The sequence below is a fragment of the Cobetia sp. 10Alg 146 genome, from assembly GCF_029846385.1.
Lineage (GTDB): Bacteria > Pseudomonadota > Gammaproteobacteria > Pseudomonadales > Halomonadaceae > Cobetia > Cobetia marina.
This window is the reverse complement of the sequence record NZ_JARWKT010000007.1, coordinates 1-16,734: the sequence shown is the minus strand read 5'-3', so window position 1 is coordinate 16,734 and position 16,734 is coordinate 1. Positions and strand designations below refer to the sequence as shown.

At 63.2% G+C, this 16,734-nt stretch carries 11 protein-coding genes; 8 read left to right on the top strand and 3 right to left on the bottom strand.

The window, feature by feature from the left end:
• The first annotated feature begins 86 nt into the window (after positions 1 to 86).
• The 6 genes from QD172_RS12860 (at position 87) to QD172_RS12835 (ending at position 6,995) form a co-directional block, all read left to right on the top strand.
• Positions 87 to 1,469, top strand: a complete 1,383-nt coding sequence (locus tag QD172_RS12860; RefSeq protein WP_077378125.1) for an L-serine ammonia-lyase — start codon at positions 87 to 89, stop codon at positions 1,467 to 1,469.
• Between the two features lie 479 nt (positions 1,470 to 1,948).
• The gene (locus QD172_RS12855) at positions 1,949 to 2,782 is read left to right on the top strand and encodes an ABC transporter ATP-binding protein (RefSeq protein WP_279855957.1); all 834 of its coding nucleotides are present in this window, start codon (positions 1,949 to 1,951) and stop codon (positions 2,780 to 2,782) included.
• A complete protein-coding gene (locus tag QD172_RS12850) occupies positions 2,779 to 3,588 on the top strand; it encodes an ABC transporter ATP-binding protein (RefSeq protein WP_279855956.1) in 810 nt (269 codons plus the stop codon). Before QD172_RS12855 ends, QD172_RS12850 begins: the two co-directional genes overlap by 4 nt.
• A 228-nt stretch (positions 3,589 to 3,816) precedes the next feature.
• The gene (locus QD172_RS12845; RefSeq protein WP_279856009.1) at positions 3,817 to 4,998 is read left to right on the top strand and encodes an ABC transporter substrate-binding protein; all 1,182 of its coding nucleotides are present in this window, start codon (positions 3,817 to 3,819) and stop codon (positions 4,996 to 4,998) included.
• Positions 4,999 to 5,104: 106 nt separating this feature from the next.
• On the top strand, positions 5,105 to 5,992 hold the full coding sequence (locus QD172_RS12840) for a branched-chain amino acid ABC transporter permease (protein ID WP_084207870.1): 888 nt from the start codon (positions 5,105 to 5,107) through the stop codon (positions 5,990 to 5,992).
• A 1-nt stretch (position 5,993) separates the two neighbouring features.
• Positions 5,994 to 6,995: a branched-chain amino acid ABC transporter permease gene (locus tag QD172_RS12835; protein ID WP_136939562.1), complete on the top strand. Its 1,002-nt coding sequence runs from the start codon at positions 5,994 to 5,996 to the stop codon at positions 6,993 to 6,995.
• Positions 6,996 to 7,457: 462 nt separating this feature from the next.
• Here the strand turns inward: QD172_RS12835 and nirD are convergent, their stop codons facing one another.
• From nirD to QD172_RS12820, 3 genes are read right to left on the bottom strand one after another with little or no spacing between them, the layout of a single operon-like run.
• A complete protein-coding gene (gene nirD / locus QD172_RS12830; RefSeq protein ID WP_077378144.1) occupies positions 7,458 to 7,904 on the bottom strand; it encodes a nitrite reductase small subunit NirD in 447 nt (148 codons plus the stop codon).
• Positions 7,901 to 10,555 carry a nitrite reductase large subunit NirB gene (gene nirB / locus QD172_RS12825; RefSeq protein WP_077378147.1) on the bottom strand — a complete coding sequence of 885 codons (2,655 nt, stop codon included), beginning with the start codon at positions 10,553 to 10,555 and terminating at the stop codon, positions 7,901 to 7,903. The genes nirD and nirB overlap by 4 nt, the downstream gene beginning before the upstream one ends.
• Positions 10,552 to 11,964, bottom strand: coding sequence for an FAD-dependent oxidoreductase (locus tag QD172_RS12820; protein WP_279855950.1), 1,413 nt, complete (start codon positions 11,962 to 11,964; stop codon positions 10,552 to 10,554). The genes nirB and QD172_RS12820 overlap by 4 nt, the downstream gene beginning before the upstream one ends.
• A gap of 791 nt (positions 11,965 to 12,755) precedes the next feature.
• Here QD172_RS12820 and QD172_RS12815 point away from each other — a divergent pair.
• A complete protein-coding gene (locus QD172_RS12815; protein ID WP_279855948.1) occupies positions 12,756 to 15,605 on the top strand; it encodes a nitrate reductase in 2,850 nt (949 codons plus the stop codon).
• Positions 15,574 to 16,542 carry a uroporphyrinogen-III C-methyltransferase gene (gene cobA / locus QD172_RS12810; protein WP_279855946.1) on the top strand — a complete coding sequence of 323 codons (969 nt, stop codon included), beginning with the start codon at positions 15,574 to 15,576 and terminating at the stop codon, positions 16,540 to 16,542. The genes QD172_RS12815 and cobA overlap by 32 nt, the downstream gene beginning before the upstream one ends.
• Positions 16,543 to 16,734: the final 192 nt, after the last annotated feature.

Below are 16,734 nucleotides of genomic sequence, written 5' to 3'. Positions count from 1 at the left end.
TTGTGACTGTGGTCCCCCTCCCTCATCATGGCGTCATTCACTCGCACGGCCACTGGCTCGGCGGGAACTCGAGATGAGGTGTCGTCATGTCCATCAGCGTATTTGATCTCTTCAAGGTCGGTGTCGGTCCGTCCAGCTCGCATACCGTGGGCCCGATGCGCGCTGCCGCACAATTCGTGGAAACGCTGCGCGCAAGGGATCTGCTCGAGCGTGTGGCGCGCATCGAGGTGCAGCTGCATGGCTCGCTGTCCGCGACCGGTGTCGGGCATGGCACCGACAAGGCTGCCATCCTCGGGTTGATGGGCGAGCTGCCCGAGACCATCGACCCGACCATCATCGAGCCCTGCGTCGAGGAGCTGCTGGAATCCCAGACGCTGCTGCTCGACAACCGCATCGCGGTGCCCTTCGTGTGGGTGCGCGACATGCAGTGGCACGACGAGCCCTTGCCCTATCACCCGAATGCCATGCGTCTGGTGGCGCATGGCTACCGTGAGGAGCTGTACCGCAATGTCTACTACTCGGTAGGCGGCGGCTTCGTGGTCGATGAGGTGGAAGCGGCGCGTGATCCGTTGCTGGAAGACGAAACCCTGCGCCTTCCCTATGAGTTCAATACCGCCAATGAGCTGCTGGCGCTGTGTCGCATGCACAAGATGCGCATCAGTGAGCTGATGATGGCCAATGAGTGCTCGTTGCGCAGCGAAGCTCAGGTGCGTCGCGGTCTGTGGCGCATCTGGGAGGTGATGAATGAATGCATCGACAACGGCCTCAGCCATGAGGGCATTCTGCCCGGCGGGCTCAACGTCAAGCGGCGTGCCAAGCGGCTGCACGCGCGCCTTCTGGATGTGGAGTCCAGCAAGTCGATCATTACCTCGACCTTCTCGGCGATGGATTGGGTCAACCTGTTCGCGCTGGCGGTCAATGAAGAGAATGCCGCTGGTGGGCGCATGGTCACCGCGCCGACCAATGGCGCGGCGGGCATCATTCCGGCGGTGCTCAGCTATTACATGAAATTCCAGGAAGATGCTCGCGAGGAGGATGTGGTCGATTTCCTGCTCACGGCGGCCTCGGTGGGCATCCTGTGCAAGAAGAACGCGTCCATCTCCGGGGCGGAAGTCGGCTGTCAGGGCGAGGTGGGCTCCGCCTGCGCGATGGCGGCGGCCGGCCTTGCCGAGCTGATGGGCGCGACGCCGGAGCAGGTCGAGAACGCCGCGGAAATCGGTCTCGAGCACAATCTGGGGCTGACCTGTGACCCGATCGGCGGCCTGGTGCAGATTCCCTGCATCGAGCGCAATGCGATTGCCTCGGTCAAGGCGATCAACGCCGCCCAGATGGCGATGTGTGGCGATGGGGATCATTTCGTCTCGCTGGACAAGGCGATCCGTACCATGCGCGACACCGGCCGCGACATGCAGGACAAGTACAAGGAAACCTCCAAGGGCGGGCTCGCCGTCAACGCCATCGAGTGCTGATGCGGCTCCCTGTTCCGACGCTCTCTTTTCTCTTCTGAAGTCTTGCCATCTTCGGAGGCTAACGCATGGTCTCCGGCCAGAGATCATGTGCTCGGCAACCCTCATTGACGCCTCTCGGCACGGATTTCCGTGACCGGGATGGCGTCTTTTTTGTGCGTCTCTTTCACCGACCGTCACCACCCGACGCCTGATATCTGGCAAGGAATCGTCCCCTTGCGCGTGCCCTGGCGGCAATCACCTGCCGCTGGCATCGCCATGCCCGATATTTCGCGCCTGTCGATGATCAAGCAGAAACTGATATATCGGCTATTGGTCGAGTGACGTGGGATGAGGCTGGCAGCGTGAGTGGCAGTGTTCTAGTTTACGTTAACGTTAATTGCGCTGAGTGCAACGCCCCTGTCGGGCGGCGTCAGCGCCTCTTCACTCAGCCTTGTCGCCACAGACACTGCCGGCTTGCCGGACAGGGACGGAGACCCGACATGCCATCACCTCCCATTCAGGGACCGCGCGCCAGTGGAGGTGCCTCTGCCACGGCGCCCATTCTCGAGACACGTGGCCTGAGCAAGGATTTTCGTGGCTTCACCGCCGTCGATGATGTCGATCTGCAGATTCAGGAAGGCCACATCCATGCACTCATCGGACCGAATGGCGCAGGCAAGACCACGGTCTTCAACCTGCTGACCCGGTTCCTGCCCGCGACCCGTGGCGAGATTCTCTATCGTGGCAAGTCGATCACCCGCATGCGCTCGCATGAGATCGCGCGTCTCGGGCTGGTGCGTTCCTTCCAGATATCCGCAGTCTTCGCGCAGATGACGGTACTCGAGAATGTGCGGGTGGCACTGCAGCGCTCACAGGGCACCTCGTTTCACTTCTGGAAGTCCGAGCGCAGCCTCGACAGCCTCAATGAGCAGGCGCTGCATCTGCTGGAAGAGGTGGGGCTGCACGAGGACGCCAACCGAGTGACGGCCAGTCTGCCCTATGGCCGCAAGCGTGCGCTGGAGCTCGCCACCACGCTGGCACTGGAGCCGACGGTGATGCTGCTGGATGAGCCGACCCAGGGCATGGGCGCCGAGGATGTAGACCGTGTGGTCGAGCTGATTCGCGTCGCGGCACGTGGGCGCACGGTGCTGATGGTCGAGCACAACCTGAGCGTGGTCAGTCGTCTGTGTGACCGCATCAGTGTGCTGGCGCGCGGACGCGTGCTGGCGGAAGGTGACTACGCCAGCGTATCGGCCGACCCCGAGGTGCGCGAGGCGTATCTGGGCAGCGAGGTGACCGATGTCACAGCGGATCAGCGCGAGGAAGTTTCATGACCCAGATTCTGGAAAGCCCGGCCAAGCGTCAGCCCCCTGCGAGTGACTCCGCCACGCCGCAAGAGCAGCTCTGCCTGCGCGAGCTGAACGCCTGGTATGGCGAGTCCCATGTGCTGCATGGCGTCAACATGACGGTGCGGCGCGGCGAGCTGGTGACCTTGCTGGGTCGCAATGGTGCCGGCCGCAGCAGCACGCTGCGCGCGATCATGAACATGGTCGGCCAGCGCAGTGGCGGGATCTTTCTCAAGGGTCGCGACACCATGAAGCTGGCCCCGCATCACATCGCCCATCTCGGTGTGGGCTACTGCCCCGAGGAGCGTGGCATCTTCTCGAGTCTGAGCGTCGAGGAAAACCTGCTGTTGCCACCGATGGTCAAGGGCGCAGGGCATGGCCAGGGTCAGAGCCAAGGTCAGGGTCAGAATCAGAATCAGGGCATGTCGCTGGATGAGCTCTACGCGCTGTTTCCCAATCTGCATGAGCGGCGCAACAGCCAGGGCACGCGCCTCTCCGGTGGCGAGCAGCAGATGCTGGCGCTGGCGCGCATCCTGAGAACCGGGGCCGACCTGCTGTTGCTGGATGAGATCACCGAGGGTCTCGCGCCGGTCATCAATCAGAAGCTGGGTGAGGTGCTGATGCTGCTGAAGGCGCGCGGCATGACCATCGTGCTGGTCGAGCAGAATTTCCGCTTTGCCGCACCGCTGGCCGACCGCCATTACCTGATGGAGCACGGCACCATTCTTGAGGAGATCACCGCCGCTGAGCTGCCGGCACGCCACGAATATCTGCACAAGGTACTGGGGGTCTGAACTCCCGGTCGGGGTGAGCTGCACCGGGCTTGCCGCCATGCACCGCCGTTGCATTCGCCAATCTGAAGTCCGTACGTCTCACCACAACAATCACAATATTGCCGGGTAAACCGGTCTGGAGATGTCATGCACGCCACCGTTTCATCCAACGCCACCCCTGTCGCATCACCGTTGTCACGCCGCATCACGGCGGCCACACGCCGGCGCCTGTGGCCGCTGTCCGCGCTCATGATGGGGTCACTGCTGTCGGCGGGAATCGCGCAGGCCGATATCAGTGACGGCGTGATCAAGATCGGCTATCTGGCCGACATGTCGGGTACCTATCGTGACCTGGCAGGCCCGGGCGGCCTGGATGCGCTCAAGATGGCGGTCGAGGACTTCGGCGGCAGCGTCAACGGCATGCCGATCGAGGTATTGAGTGCCGATGACCGCAACAGCGCCGATGTCGGTGCCAATACGGTGCGCGGCTGGATCGATCAGCAGAATGTCGACATGGTCGCAGGCCTGGTGGCCTCATCGGTGAGCATCGCGGTGACGCGGATTCTCGCCGAACAGGACATGCTGGGAATCGTCTCCGGCTCGGCGGCCTCCAGCATCACCAATGAGCATTGCACGCCCAATCATGTCCACTGGGTGTATGACACTTATCCGCTGGCGCATGGCACGGCCAAGGCCATCGTCGATGAAGGCGGCGACAGCTGGTTCCTGCTGACTGCGGATTACGCCTTCGGTCATGCCCTGGAAGGAGATGTGGAAAAGGTGGTGACCGAGAACGGCGGGAGCATCGTCGGCAAGGTGCGTCATCCGTTCCCGACCAGTGATTTCTCCTCCTACATCCTGCAGGCGCAGGGTTCCGGCGCCAAGATCGTCGGGCTGGCCAACGCCGGGGCGGACACCGTCAATGCGTTGACCACGGCGAGTCAGTTCGGCGTGGTGCAGTCGGGGCAGTCGCTGGCGGGGCTGTTGATCTTCCTCAACGACGTGCACGCGCTGGGGCTTGAGGTCGCGCAGGGGCTGCAGCTCACCACCGGCTGGTACTGGGACCTCAATGACGAGACGCGTGCCTGGTCCCAGCGCTATCACGAGCGCAATGCGCGCATGCCGACCATGGTCCAGGCCGGCATCTACTCAAGCACCCTGCATTACCTGAATGCGGTGGCAGCCACCGGCAGTGATGACACCGCCACCGTGCGGGCGAAGATGGGCGAGACGCCGGTCAATGACATGTTCGCCAACAACGGCACCATTCGTGCCGATGGGCGCATGGTGCACGACATGTACCTGGTCAAGGTCAAGACGCCCGCCGAGTCCCAAGGCGAGTGGGACGTCTATGACGTGATCCGCACCATTCCCGGCGCTGAGGCCTACCGACCGCTGGCGGACAGCCAGTGCGAGCTGGTCAAGGGCTGAAGGCGAACGTCAGTCGAGCCGCGAAACGCGTTGCATGGCGCTGCTGATCACGGGATCGGCAGCGCCGAACGGCTGACGCAAGTGGGCGCTGAAAAGGACTGAGCGGATGACGATGATTCTTGGAATACCCCTGATGGTACTGTTCGGCCAGCTGATGCTGGGGCTGATCAATGGTGCCTTCTATGCATTGCTGAGTCTGGGGCTGGCGGTGATCTTCGGTCTGTTGCGCATCATCAACTTCGCGCATGGTGCCCAGTACATGCTGGGGGCCTTCGCGGCGCTGCTGGGGGCGCAGTATCTGGGGCTCAATTACTGGGCGGCGCTGATCGTGGTGCCGCTGGTGGTGGGGGCGCTGGGCATTGTTGTCGAGCGCTTCCTGCTGCGCCGCATCCAGCATCTTGATCACCTCTATGGCCTGCTGCTGACCTTCGGGCTGGCGCTGATCCTCGAGGGCACGCTGGTGAATCTGTTCGGTGTCTCGGGGTCGAGCTACCCGATTCCCGAGGCGCTGAGTGGCGGCTTCAAGCTGAGCTTCATGTTCCTGCCCACCTATCGCGCCTGGGTGCTGGTGGCGGCACTGGTGGTCTGCTTCGGAGTCTGGTTCCTGATCGAGCGCACGCGTCTCGGTGCCTATCTGCGCGCGGGAACCGAGAATCCTGAGCTGGTGCAGGCCTTCGGCATCAATGTGCCCTTGATGGTGTCACTGACCTACGGACTCGGCGTGGCGCTTGCCGCCTTCGCCGGCGTGCTGGCCGCGCCCTTGTATCCCGTCTCGCCGACCATGGGCTCGAGCCTGCTGATCGTGGTGTTCGCGGTGGTGGTCATCGGTGGGATGGGCTCGATTCTCGGTGCCATCCTCACCGGGCTCGCGATGGGGCTGATCGAGGGGCTGACCAAGGTGTTCTATCCCGAGGCCGCCAATACCGTGATCTTCGTGGTGATGGTGATGGTCTTGATGCTTCGCCCCGCCGGGCTGTTCGGAAAGGAGGCCTGACATGGCCGTACTGCAACAGGACCACCAGGCCGCGCGTGCAGGCAGCGCGCCGCGCAGAATCACCCCGCTGGGCGTGCTGTATCTCGTGCTGTTCCTGCTCGGGTTGCTGGCGCCCTGGGTCGCCTATCCCGTCTTTCTGATGAAGATTCTGTGCTTCGCGCTGTTCGCGAGCGCCTTCAATCTGCTGCTCGGCTTCGTGGGGCTACTGTCCTTCGGGCATGCCGCCTTCCTGGCCACGGGTGCCTACATCACCGGCTTTCTGCTCGCGGAGTATCCGGGCCTGAGTCCCGCGCTGGGCATCGTGGCCGGCACCTTGGGGGCCGTGGTGCTCGGCACGCTGTTCGGCGCGCTGGCCATTCGGCGGCAGGGCATCTACTTCGCGATGATCACGCTGGCCCTGGCACAGATGATGTTCTTCTTCTTCATCCAGGCGCCGTTCACCCATGGGGAAGATGGCCTGCATGGCGTGCCGCGCGGTGAGCTGTTCGGCGTGTTCGATCTGGCGGACAACCACACGCTCTATTACGTCGTGTTCGCGATCTTCGTGGCGGCCTTTGCCCTGATCCGCCGTGTGGTGCATTCCCCCTTCGGTCAGGTGCTGAAGGCGATTCGCGAGAACGAGCCGCGTGCCATCTCGCTGGGCTATCACACCGATGCCTACAAGCTGGTCGCCTTCGTGCTGTCGGCGGGGCTGGCGGGCCTTGCGGGAGCGACCAAGACGCTGGTGTTCCAGCTCGCCTCGCTGGGCGATGCCAGCTGGCACATGTCGGGGGAGGTGATCCTGATGACACTGCTGGGCGGTGTCGGCACGCTGCTCGGGCCGCTGGTGGGTTCCGGGCTGGTCATCGGGCTTCAGCATCAGCTGGCGCAGTCCGCGCTGGGGGATTGGGTCAGCGTGATACTGGGCGCCATCTTCGTGGTCTGCGTGCTCAGCTTCCGCAGCGGCATCATCGGGGAATGCCAACGCTGGATCGCGCGTCGTCAGCAGCGGGAAGAAAAATGAGCGGCGAGGGTGGGGATGAGAAGCGAGGTCAGCAAGAAGGTGCGGGTGGCGCGTCTTGCTCTTAAGCAAAGAAAATCAATGGCTTGCCGATGACTTCAGGCATAAAAAAAGTCCACCCAAGTGGGTGGACTTAAATGCCATTGTATATCGAGGGGGATACGCCGGTCCCGGATCCTCGACTCAGCAATGAGCACGCCATGCGAGATAGCCGCCATTTGCCATCTCGCTTTATAGATTGCATACCTGGCGCCAGCTTTCTAGCAAGTCATTCAAAATCAATAGCTTGAGTGTTTTCTCTTCGCCAGATGCCTGCCAGGTGGCGGTCAGGCGAGTCGAGGCGTGCGCATTGCCGGGCGGATCATGGTGCGTTGCAGCATGGTTGTGCACCAAATATGTGCCATTTTTCGAGCATATCCGTACGTCATCAATAGCTTATGTGCTTTTCAGGCATCGGCCTGTCCGCTAGCACTGTATCTGCACGGCATCCCCCTCGAGGCGAACCGGCCACACCTGAAGCGAGAGCGTCTCGTCATCCAGGCATTGGCCATCCTTGAGTCGATAGCGCTGCTTGTAGAGCGGCGAGATCACCAGTGGCTCACCGGCATGATCGCCCAGCAGACCGCGGGCGATCACGTTGGCGCCGGATACCGGATCATGATGGTCGATGGCGAACAGCGTGAGGGCGTCGCTGTCCGCGCTGGAGGGTAGCGTGAACAGCGCGATCTGGAAGTCCTGGCCGGCCTGTTCCAGCCAGGCGGCCACCCCGGAGCCCGGCACCAGGTCCCCGCGCTGACAGAGTGTCACCCAGCGAAGTGGCGACTCCTCCTTGGTTGAGGTGTCAGGTGCCGTGTCCTGTGCCGTGTGGCACGCTGTGGAGAGCGGTGTGGAAGCGAGTGCAGGCGATGTCATGAGCGCACCTCCGTGGCCAGGTTGGCCGTCAGTTCTGTTGCCAGGCTGATGCCTGAGTCCGTTCCCTCATCGAGAGAGCCGCCGTCACTGGTGATCAGCTCGCCGCGGCTTGCCGGGCGTATCTGGTCACGCTCGATGATGTTGACCACGGCCGGGTCGGGTCGCTGGTCATTCACGTAGTGGCGGAAGCGCTTGAGCTTCTCGGGACTCTTGAGGGCATTGGCCCATTCGCACTCGTAGCGGTCCACCACCTGTTGCATCTGCTCCTCGAGGGTCTCGCCAAGCCCCAGACTGTCCTCGAGAATCACCTCCTTCAGATAGTCGAGCCCGCCTTCGAGGCCCTCGCGCCAGACGGAGGTGCGCTGCAGGCGATCGGCGGTGCGAATGTAGAACATCAGGAAGCGGTCGATGGTGCGGATTAGTGTCTCGTCATCCAGATCGGTCGCGAACAGCTCCGCGTGACGCGGGCGCATGCCGCCGTTGCCGCAGACGTAGAGGTTCCAGCCGTTCTCGGTGGCGATCACGCCGACATCCTTGCTCTGGGCCTCGGCGCATTCGCGGGTACAGCCGGAGACGGCGAACTTGAGCTTGTGCGGTGAACGCAGGCCCTTGTAGCGGTCTTCCAGCGTCAGCGCCATCGCCATGCTGTCCTGCACGCCATAGCGACACCAGGTGCTGCCGATGCAGGATTTCACCGTACGGGTGGACTTGCCGTAGGCGTGGCCGGTCTCGAAGCCGGCGGCGATCAATTCACCCCAGATATCCGGCAGTTCATGCAGCTGGGCGCCGAAGAGGTCGATGCGTTGCCCGCCGGTGATCTTGGTATAGAGGTTGTAGCGCTTGCCGATCTCGCCGATGGCGATCAGCTTGTCCGGCGTGATCTCGCCGCCGGGAATGCGTGGCACCACGGAGTAGGTGCCGTTCTTCTGCATGTTGGCCATGAAGGTGTCATTGGTGTCCTGCAGCGGAATGTGCGAGGCCTCGGTGATCGGCGCATTCCAGCACGAGGCCAGAATCGAGCCCACCGCGGGCTTGCAGACCTCGCAGCCCAGGGCATCGGGATGGCGACCGTGGCTGGCCATCAGCTCGGCGAAGGTCTGGATGCCTTCGACGCGCACCAGCGAGTAGAGCTCCTGACGGGTATGCGCGAAGTGCTCGCACAGCGAGCGATCGACCTCGACGCCACGACTTTCCAGCTCGGCATCCACCACCTTCTTGAGCAGCGCCGCACAGCCCCCGCAGCCGGTACTGGCCTTGGTGCAGGCCTTGATGGCGCCCAGATCGCTGTTGCCGGCGTCGATGGCGCTGCACACATCCCCCTTGGAAACGTTGTGGCAGGAGCACAGGGTGGCGCTGTCAGGCAGGGCATCCGCGCCCAGGGTGATGGACTCGCCACTGGCATCCGGCAGGATCAGTGCCGCCGGGTCCTTGGGCGCCGCGATGCCATTGGTGACGTACTGCAGCAGGGTGTCGTAGCGCGAGTTGTCACCGATCAGCACCGCGCCCAGTACCTGCTTGCGGTCCTGCGAGACGACAAGGCGTCGATAGACGCCGTCGGCCTCGTCACAGTAACGATAGCTGATCGCGCCTTCGCTCTTGCCGTGGGCGTCACCGATGGAGCCGACATCCACCCCCAGCAGCTTGAGCTTGGTGGACATGTCGGCGCCCTGGAAGCGGAAGCGCTCCTGCGCATCGCTTGTGGCATCGCCTGTGCTGGCGGCCAGCAGGGACGCCACGCCGCGTGCCATCTGATAGCCGGGCGCGACCAGCCCGAAGATGCGCGATTGCCACAGGGCGCACTCGCCGATGGCAAAGATTTCCGGGTCCGAGGTGCGGCATTCGTCATCGATGATGATGCCGCCGCGCTCGCCGATCTCGAGGCTGGCGCTGCGTGCCAGTGCATCCTGAGGACGGATGCCGGCGGAAAACACGATCAGATCCGCTTCCAGATGCTCACCGTCGGAGAAATTCATCCGCCACTGGTACTCCTCGCCGGGCACGATGTCGGTGGTGGCGCGATTGAGGTGCACTCCCACGCCCAGCGCAGTGATGTGTTGCTTGAGTGCCAGGCCGCCATCCTCATCCAGCTGCACCGGCATCAGGCGTGGCGCGAATTCGACCACATGCGCCTCCAGGCCGAGTGACTTGAGGGCGTTGGCGGCCTCAAGTCCCAGCAGGCCGCCACCGACCACCACGCCTCGTGTCTTGCCGTCGGCAGCGGCGCGTATCTGGTCGAGGTCTTCCAGGGTGCGGTAGACCAGCCGATTGCTGGCGGCAGCCTCGCTGCCTGGCTCGCCAAGGCCCTGGATGGGCGGCACGAAAGGCGTGGAGCCGGTGGCCAGCACCAGGCTGTCGTAGGGATAGCGCCCTTGGGGAGTGATGACATGGCCGCCGTCGCGATCGATCGCCGTGACGCACTCGTCGAGGTGCAGCGTGATACCGGCGCTGGCGTAATCCTCCACGCTGCCGAGCGCGAGAGAATCGGCATCGCGTCCGGTGAAGTACTCCGAGAGATGTACGCGGTCGTAGGCGATGTGGCGCTCTTCGCCGAAGACATGAATCTGGTAGTGCGCGGTGGCGCCCAGCGCGATCAGCTGCTCGACGCAATGATGGCCTACCATGCCATTGCCGATGATGATCAGGTGTTTCATGCGGCCTCCTCGAAGGTGTCAGGGGTGGTGTCGCGATCAGGATGTTGAGATGCAGTGTTCTGGTGGGTCGCTCTGCCGCCGGGGTCATTCGGTGGGCCAGAGGGTGTCTCGTCCAGTTGTGCCAGCGCTTGTGCGGGCATGAGCAGCAGGTCGTCACGAATCGCTGTCAGTGGCGTGCCTGCCTTGAGGGCTTCGAACAGCGCGTTGCCGGCACTGACATCGCCGTAGAGCACCACCCCGACCAGACGCTCATCGCGCAGCAGCAGGCGGCGGTAGTCACCCAGGGCGTGGTCCTGATAGACCAGCACCTCGTCAGTGGGATGTGGCATCAGCTCGCCGCAGCTGTAGAGGTCGATACCGCTGACCTTGAGACGCGTCGCCAGGGGGGCATTGCGATAGGGCGGGGTCGCTTGCTCAAGAAGATGGCGTGCGAGCACCTCGATCTGTGCCCAGATGGGCTCGATCAGACCGAAGGTCTCGCCCTCCACCTCACAGCATTCGCCCAGCGCGTGAATGTGCGGATCGCTCGTGAGCAGGTGGCCATCGACCTGGACAGCGCGCTGGCAGGCCAGGCCGGCAGCACGCGCAAGCGTGATCTCGGGGCGGATGCCAGTGGCGGCGATGGTCAGTCCGGCGTGCAGTTCACGGCCATCCTTGAGACGCACGCCAGTGATGCGGCCCGCCGGCGTCTCGAGCCATTGCTCAAGATGCGCGTCGGTGATGATCTCGAGGCCGCGCTCGCTCAGCTCCTGCTCCAGCAAGCCAGCGGCCACGTCATCCAGCTGACGGTTCATCAGGCGCTCGCTGCGCTGTAGTAGCGTCACCTCAAGGCCACCCTTGCGCAGGCCCTCGGCGGCCTCGAGCCCCAGCAGGCCGCCGCCGATCACCAGGGCATTGCCGTCGTGACCGGCTCCGGTGCGACAGGCGGCCTGCATCTGCTCGACATCCCTGAGGTCACGAAAGCCCATCAGTCCCGGTGGCCAGTCATTGGCATCCAGTGCCTGAGGCAGGTGAGCGGGGAGCGGCAGTGGCAGCGCCGGGCGTGACCCCGTGGCGATCACCAGACGCTGATAGGGAATGCGGCGACCGCTGGCGGTCTCGACACAGCGGGCGGCGCGGTCGATCTGACAGGCGGGATCACCGCTGATCCGTGTGATGCCATGCAGCGAGAACCAGTCGGCCTGCTGGCTGATCAGGTCATCGGCTTGCGTCTCGCCCGCCAATAGTGGGGAGAGCTGAATGCGGTTGTAGGGCAGGTGAGGCTCTTCACCGATCACCGTGACTGTCCAGGGGAGCTGGCGATCAGGTGACAGCGCGACCAGTTGCTCCAGCAGCTTCTGCGCCGCCATGCCATGACCGATGATGATCAGGGACGGGGTCGTGTCGCCGGTGGAAGATGACGGATGCATGCTGCCTCCTTGCGATGGGATATCGAGTGCAAAAAAAAAGCGCCTGCTTGCCGCCGTGAAGTTCACGACGTCAAGCAGGCGCCTTTGCCTGGAAGATGAGGGCTAAGCATTGGATAGCGAGTTGCAGTGCTGCGCGACGATACGGCTGTCACTCGGGACTGCGGCAGGTCTGACGGACCGTTGGCTGCCGTGCATCCGCATGGATGCGCGGCGAGACCTGCGATTCGGGGTCGTCATTGACCCAACCTGTCAGGAATACAGCGAATTTGGTGCCGCCTGAGGAAAAACCACCAACTTTCATTGGTTTGTGAGTATTTCGATGTCGAGGGTCAGGTGTTTTCGAGTGGCTTGAGGCGCCATGGGAGCCGCCTGTCGTGAGGGAATGGTGCAGGAAGTCTCAAGGATGCACAGGGCTGGTGCGACAAGGCGGAGTGAGCGGCAGGGTCTTGCGGCTCCTGTCGACAGACTGGTGAGGATGAATGGTGCAAGTTGCTGTTATCAAAGAGAAAGAGAAATGATTGGTCTGGTATCTGCCTCTTTTACCGCATTCATGTGCAGACATGACTGAGGGATCCATGTTCGCGTCAGCAATGACGTCGGGCATTACATCCGGCCAATGGCGGCTTGATCAGTCAGTCCGCGCGATGACCCGAACCGGGTCAGATACCTAGTCAGTGAACAGATATCAGCAACAGGCAAAGGCGCCTGATGACCGCACGCTTCGTGCTCGGTCGTCAGGCGCCTTTTTCGTGGTCAACGTTCTGTGCTCAATGCACCAGGGAGTGATGTCGATGCAAGTCAGGAATCCCCCAGACGCCCCGCAACCTGCTAGATGTCGTGCCACCACCACCTGCCCGTATTGCGGTGTCGGATGTGGTGTGGCGGTCGAGCTTGAGCAGGACCAGGACAGTGTGCGCATCGTGTCGTTGAGTGGTGATGTCGCGCATCCGGCCAATCATGGCCGGCTCTGCGTCAAGGGCTCCGCGCTTGCCGAGACGCTGTCGGCCGATGGGCGTCTGACGATGCCGCAGGTGCGTGATGAGGCCGGGGTATTGCGAGAGGTGAGCTGGGAGACGGCGCTGGACCTGATCGCCGCACGCTTTGCTGATCTGAGCAGGACGCATGGCGGAGAAAGCATCGCCGCCTATCTCTCGGGGCAGCTGCTGACCGAGGACTATTACGTCGCCAACAAGCTGTTCAAGGGCTTCATCGGTACTCCTCATCTGGATACCAATTCGCGACTGTGCATGGCCTCGGCCGTCGTGGCTCACAAGCGTGCCTTCGGAGCGGACGCCGTGCCCTGCAGTTATGAGGACCTCGAGCGTGCCGAGCTGGTCGTGCTGGTCGGCAGCAATCTGGCCTGGAACCATCCGGTGCTGTTTCAGCGGCTCAAGCAGGCGCGTATCGACAATCCACTGCTGCGAATCGTGGTGATCGACCCCCGGGTGACCGACAGCTGCGAGATAGCCGATCTCTATCTTGGCCTGCGTCCCGGCAGTGATGCGCGTCTCTTCAATGGTCTGCTGGCCTACATGGCAGATCGCGGACGCCTGGATCGCCTCTATCTGAAGGCGCACACCCAGGGCTTCGATGCGGCGCTCAAGGCGGCAAGGCGGGAAGACTGCTCGCTGGGGGCAATCGCGCGTGACTGTGATGTCGATGTGGAGCGTCTCGAGACTTTCTATTACTGGTTCGCGACCCAGTTGCATGTGGTGACGCTGTTCTCCCAGGGTGTGAACCAATCGACCAGCGGTACCGACAAGGGCAATGCGATCATCAATTGCCATCTGGCCGGGGGCAAGCTCGGGCTGCCGGGGGCGGGACCGTTCTCGATCACCGGACAGCCCAACGCGATGGGCGGCCGGGAAGTCGGTGGACTGGCCAATCAGCTGGCGGCACACATGGACTACGAGACGCCGGGCGCGCGGGAGCTGGTCGGTGAATTCTGGAACGCCCCGAATATCCCTCAGGGGCCGGGGCACAAGGCGGTCGAACTGTTCGCGGCGATCGAGCGTGGAGAGATACAGGCGCTATGGATCATGGCGACCAATCCGGCGGTCAGTCTGCCGGACAGTACGCGCGTACGTGCGGCGCTGGCGGCCTGTCCGCTGGTGATCGTCTCCGAGTGCATGGCGGACAGCGACACCCTGGCGTATGCCGATGTGGTGTTGCCGGCCAGCAGCTGGAGCGAGAAGGATGGCACCGTCACCAATTCCGAGCGCTGCATCTCGCGTCAGCGTGGATTGCTCGCACCGCCGGGCGAGGCACGTCACGACTGGTGGCAGCTGGCGGAGGTCGGCAAGCGCATGGGGTACCAGGCGGCATTTGGCTACTCGGGGCCCCACGCGATCTTCCGTGAGCACGCCAGACTGTCCGGCTTCCGCAACGTCGCGCCACGTCACAAGGCGGGCAGCAAGCCTCTGGCGGCTTCCTCGATCAGGCGGCTGTTCAACATCGCGCCGCTGGCCGAGCTGGATCGCGAGGGCTATGACGCGCTCAGACCGATTCAATGGCCGGTACGGCGTGGTGAGAAGGGGGAGCTCATCGGCACATTGCGGCTGTTCGAGGATGCCACCTTCAATACGCCCAATGGTCGCGCACGGCTGGTGCCCGTGACCCCGCAATTGCCGCATCAGGCGCTGAGTGATGCGACACCGCTGCGCCTCAATACCGGTCGCATTCGTGATCAGTGGCACACCATGACACGGACTGCGCGCAGCGCGCGCCTGATGAATCATCGCGCCGAACCCTTCGTGGAGCTTCACCCGCAGGATGCCGCGGCTCGCGGCCTGCAGGAGGGGGCTCTGGCGCAGCTTGCAGGGCGTGATGAGCAGGGGAGCGTGCGTGGCGACTATCGTGCGCGTGTGCGTATCAGTCATGGCCAGCGTCAGGGTGAGGTGTTCATCCCCATGCACTGGAATGATCACTTCGCCAGTCACGGGCGCGCCGGGGCGTTGCTGGCCGGCCTGGTCGATCCTTTCTCCGGTCAGCCGGAATCCAAGCATGGCGCGGTCGATGTCATGCCATTGCCCTGTGAATGGCAGGCCACCTTGCTGATCGCCCCTGGCGTATGGGGTGGGCATGAAGATCTTGCAGGCGCGATGACAGAGCTCGAGGGATGCTATTGGGCGCGCATCCCGCAGGCGACATTGGTGCGCTATCAGCTGGCAGGGGAAGGGCAGCCGGATTGGGCGCTCTGGTGTGAAAGGCATCTGAGTGTTCAGGCGGGGCTCTGGGCACAGGATGTGGCACAGGGAGGCATCAGTGCCGCAGGTTTTCGTGAGGGACGGCTGATCTGGTGGTTGAAGGTCACCGCTGGCGCGGCACGCTCCGACCGACAGCCCAACATTGCCTGGCTGGGGGAATGTTTCGCCTCTGACCAGCTTTCTGCACTTGAGCGTCGCAGTCTCCTCGCCGGACGCCTCTCTGGTCAGGCGGATGTCGGGACGATGGTATGCGCCTGCCATCAGGTCGGCGAACTCACGATTCGGCAGGCTATCCAGTCGGGTGACCGTTGCGTGGAAGCATTGGGGGCGCGATTGGCCTGCGGCACTCGCTGTGGCTCCTGCCTGCCTGAACTCAAACGTCTTGTGGAAGAGGAGCGATCCGATGAGCGGACTGATTCGTTGGAAATGGCGTGATCTGATGGCATCGAGCATCAATTCAGCAACCCTCGGCATCTCCATGGCACGGCTGACGGAAGGCTTGCTGTCGCGTCGCGAGTGGCGTGCCATTGGCGGACAGGCACCATCACGGGCTGATGCCGGGGCCATCACGCCTGCCTGGGACGGGCTTCTTCCGGGGCAGGTCGCGTTGGTCGGAGCCGGCCCGGGGGATCCGGATCTGATGACGCTCAAGGCCTGGAGAATGCTCAATGCAGCGGATGCCGTGGTCTATGATCGCCTGGTCGGTGACGAGATTCTGGCTCAGCTCCCGATGCACTGTGAGCGCTATTACGTCGGCAAGGCCTGCGGCAATCACAGCGTACCCCAGGACGAGATCGGCGCGCTGATGGTGCGTCTGGCCAAGGAGGGTATGCGTGTGGTCAGGCTCAAGGGCGGGGATCCCGGTATCTTCGGTCGCATGGGAGAAGAGCTGGCGGCACTTGATGAGGCTGGCATCACCCGTCATGTCGTTCCCGGCATCACCGCGGCCGCCGGTGCGGCAGCTTCGCTGGGCATGCCGCTCACCGACAGGGCTCATGCTCAGCGGCTGCGATTCGTGACCGCCCAGCTGTGCAGTCGGAATGACCAGCCCGAATGGCAGCAGCTGGCACGCCGGGATGAAACGTTGCTCTTCTATATGGGGCTGAATCGCCTCGACACCATCTGTGATGAGCTGCAGCGCCATGGTCTGCCGTCAGACTGGCCGATGATGCTGGTGGCCAATGCGAGCCTCCCCGAGCAGCAGGCCTTGCACGGCACCCTGGGTGACATGGTGGCTCGTCTGGCAGAACGCCCGCTGCCGACACCCTGCCTGATCATCGTGGGCAGCGTATGCGAGATGGCAGCGGGGCGAGACCTCGTGATGGCTGCGGCCATGGCACATTCCTCAGAGCGCGAAGCGTGCGTCGCCTGACAAGATCAGCCGCGCCGAGGCGGCTGCAAGGTGGCCAGTCTTGTCACGGGGTCAGAAGGGGAGTCGTTCTGGAGGGCATGTGGATGAATCTTTTATCCACAAGGCCTTGAAGCCAGGCCGGTGAATGCGTAAAGTATGCATCCGCTGCCGGGGACGCATGGCGTTACCAGCGGTGAAAGAGGTTTGCAGGTG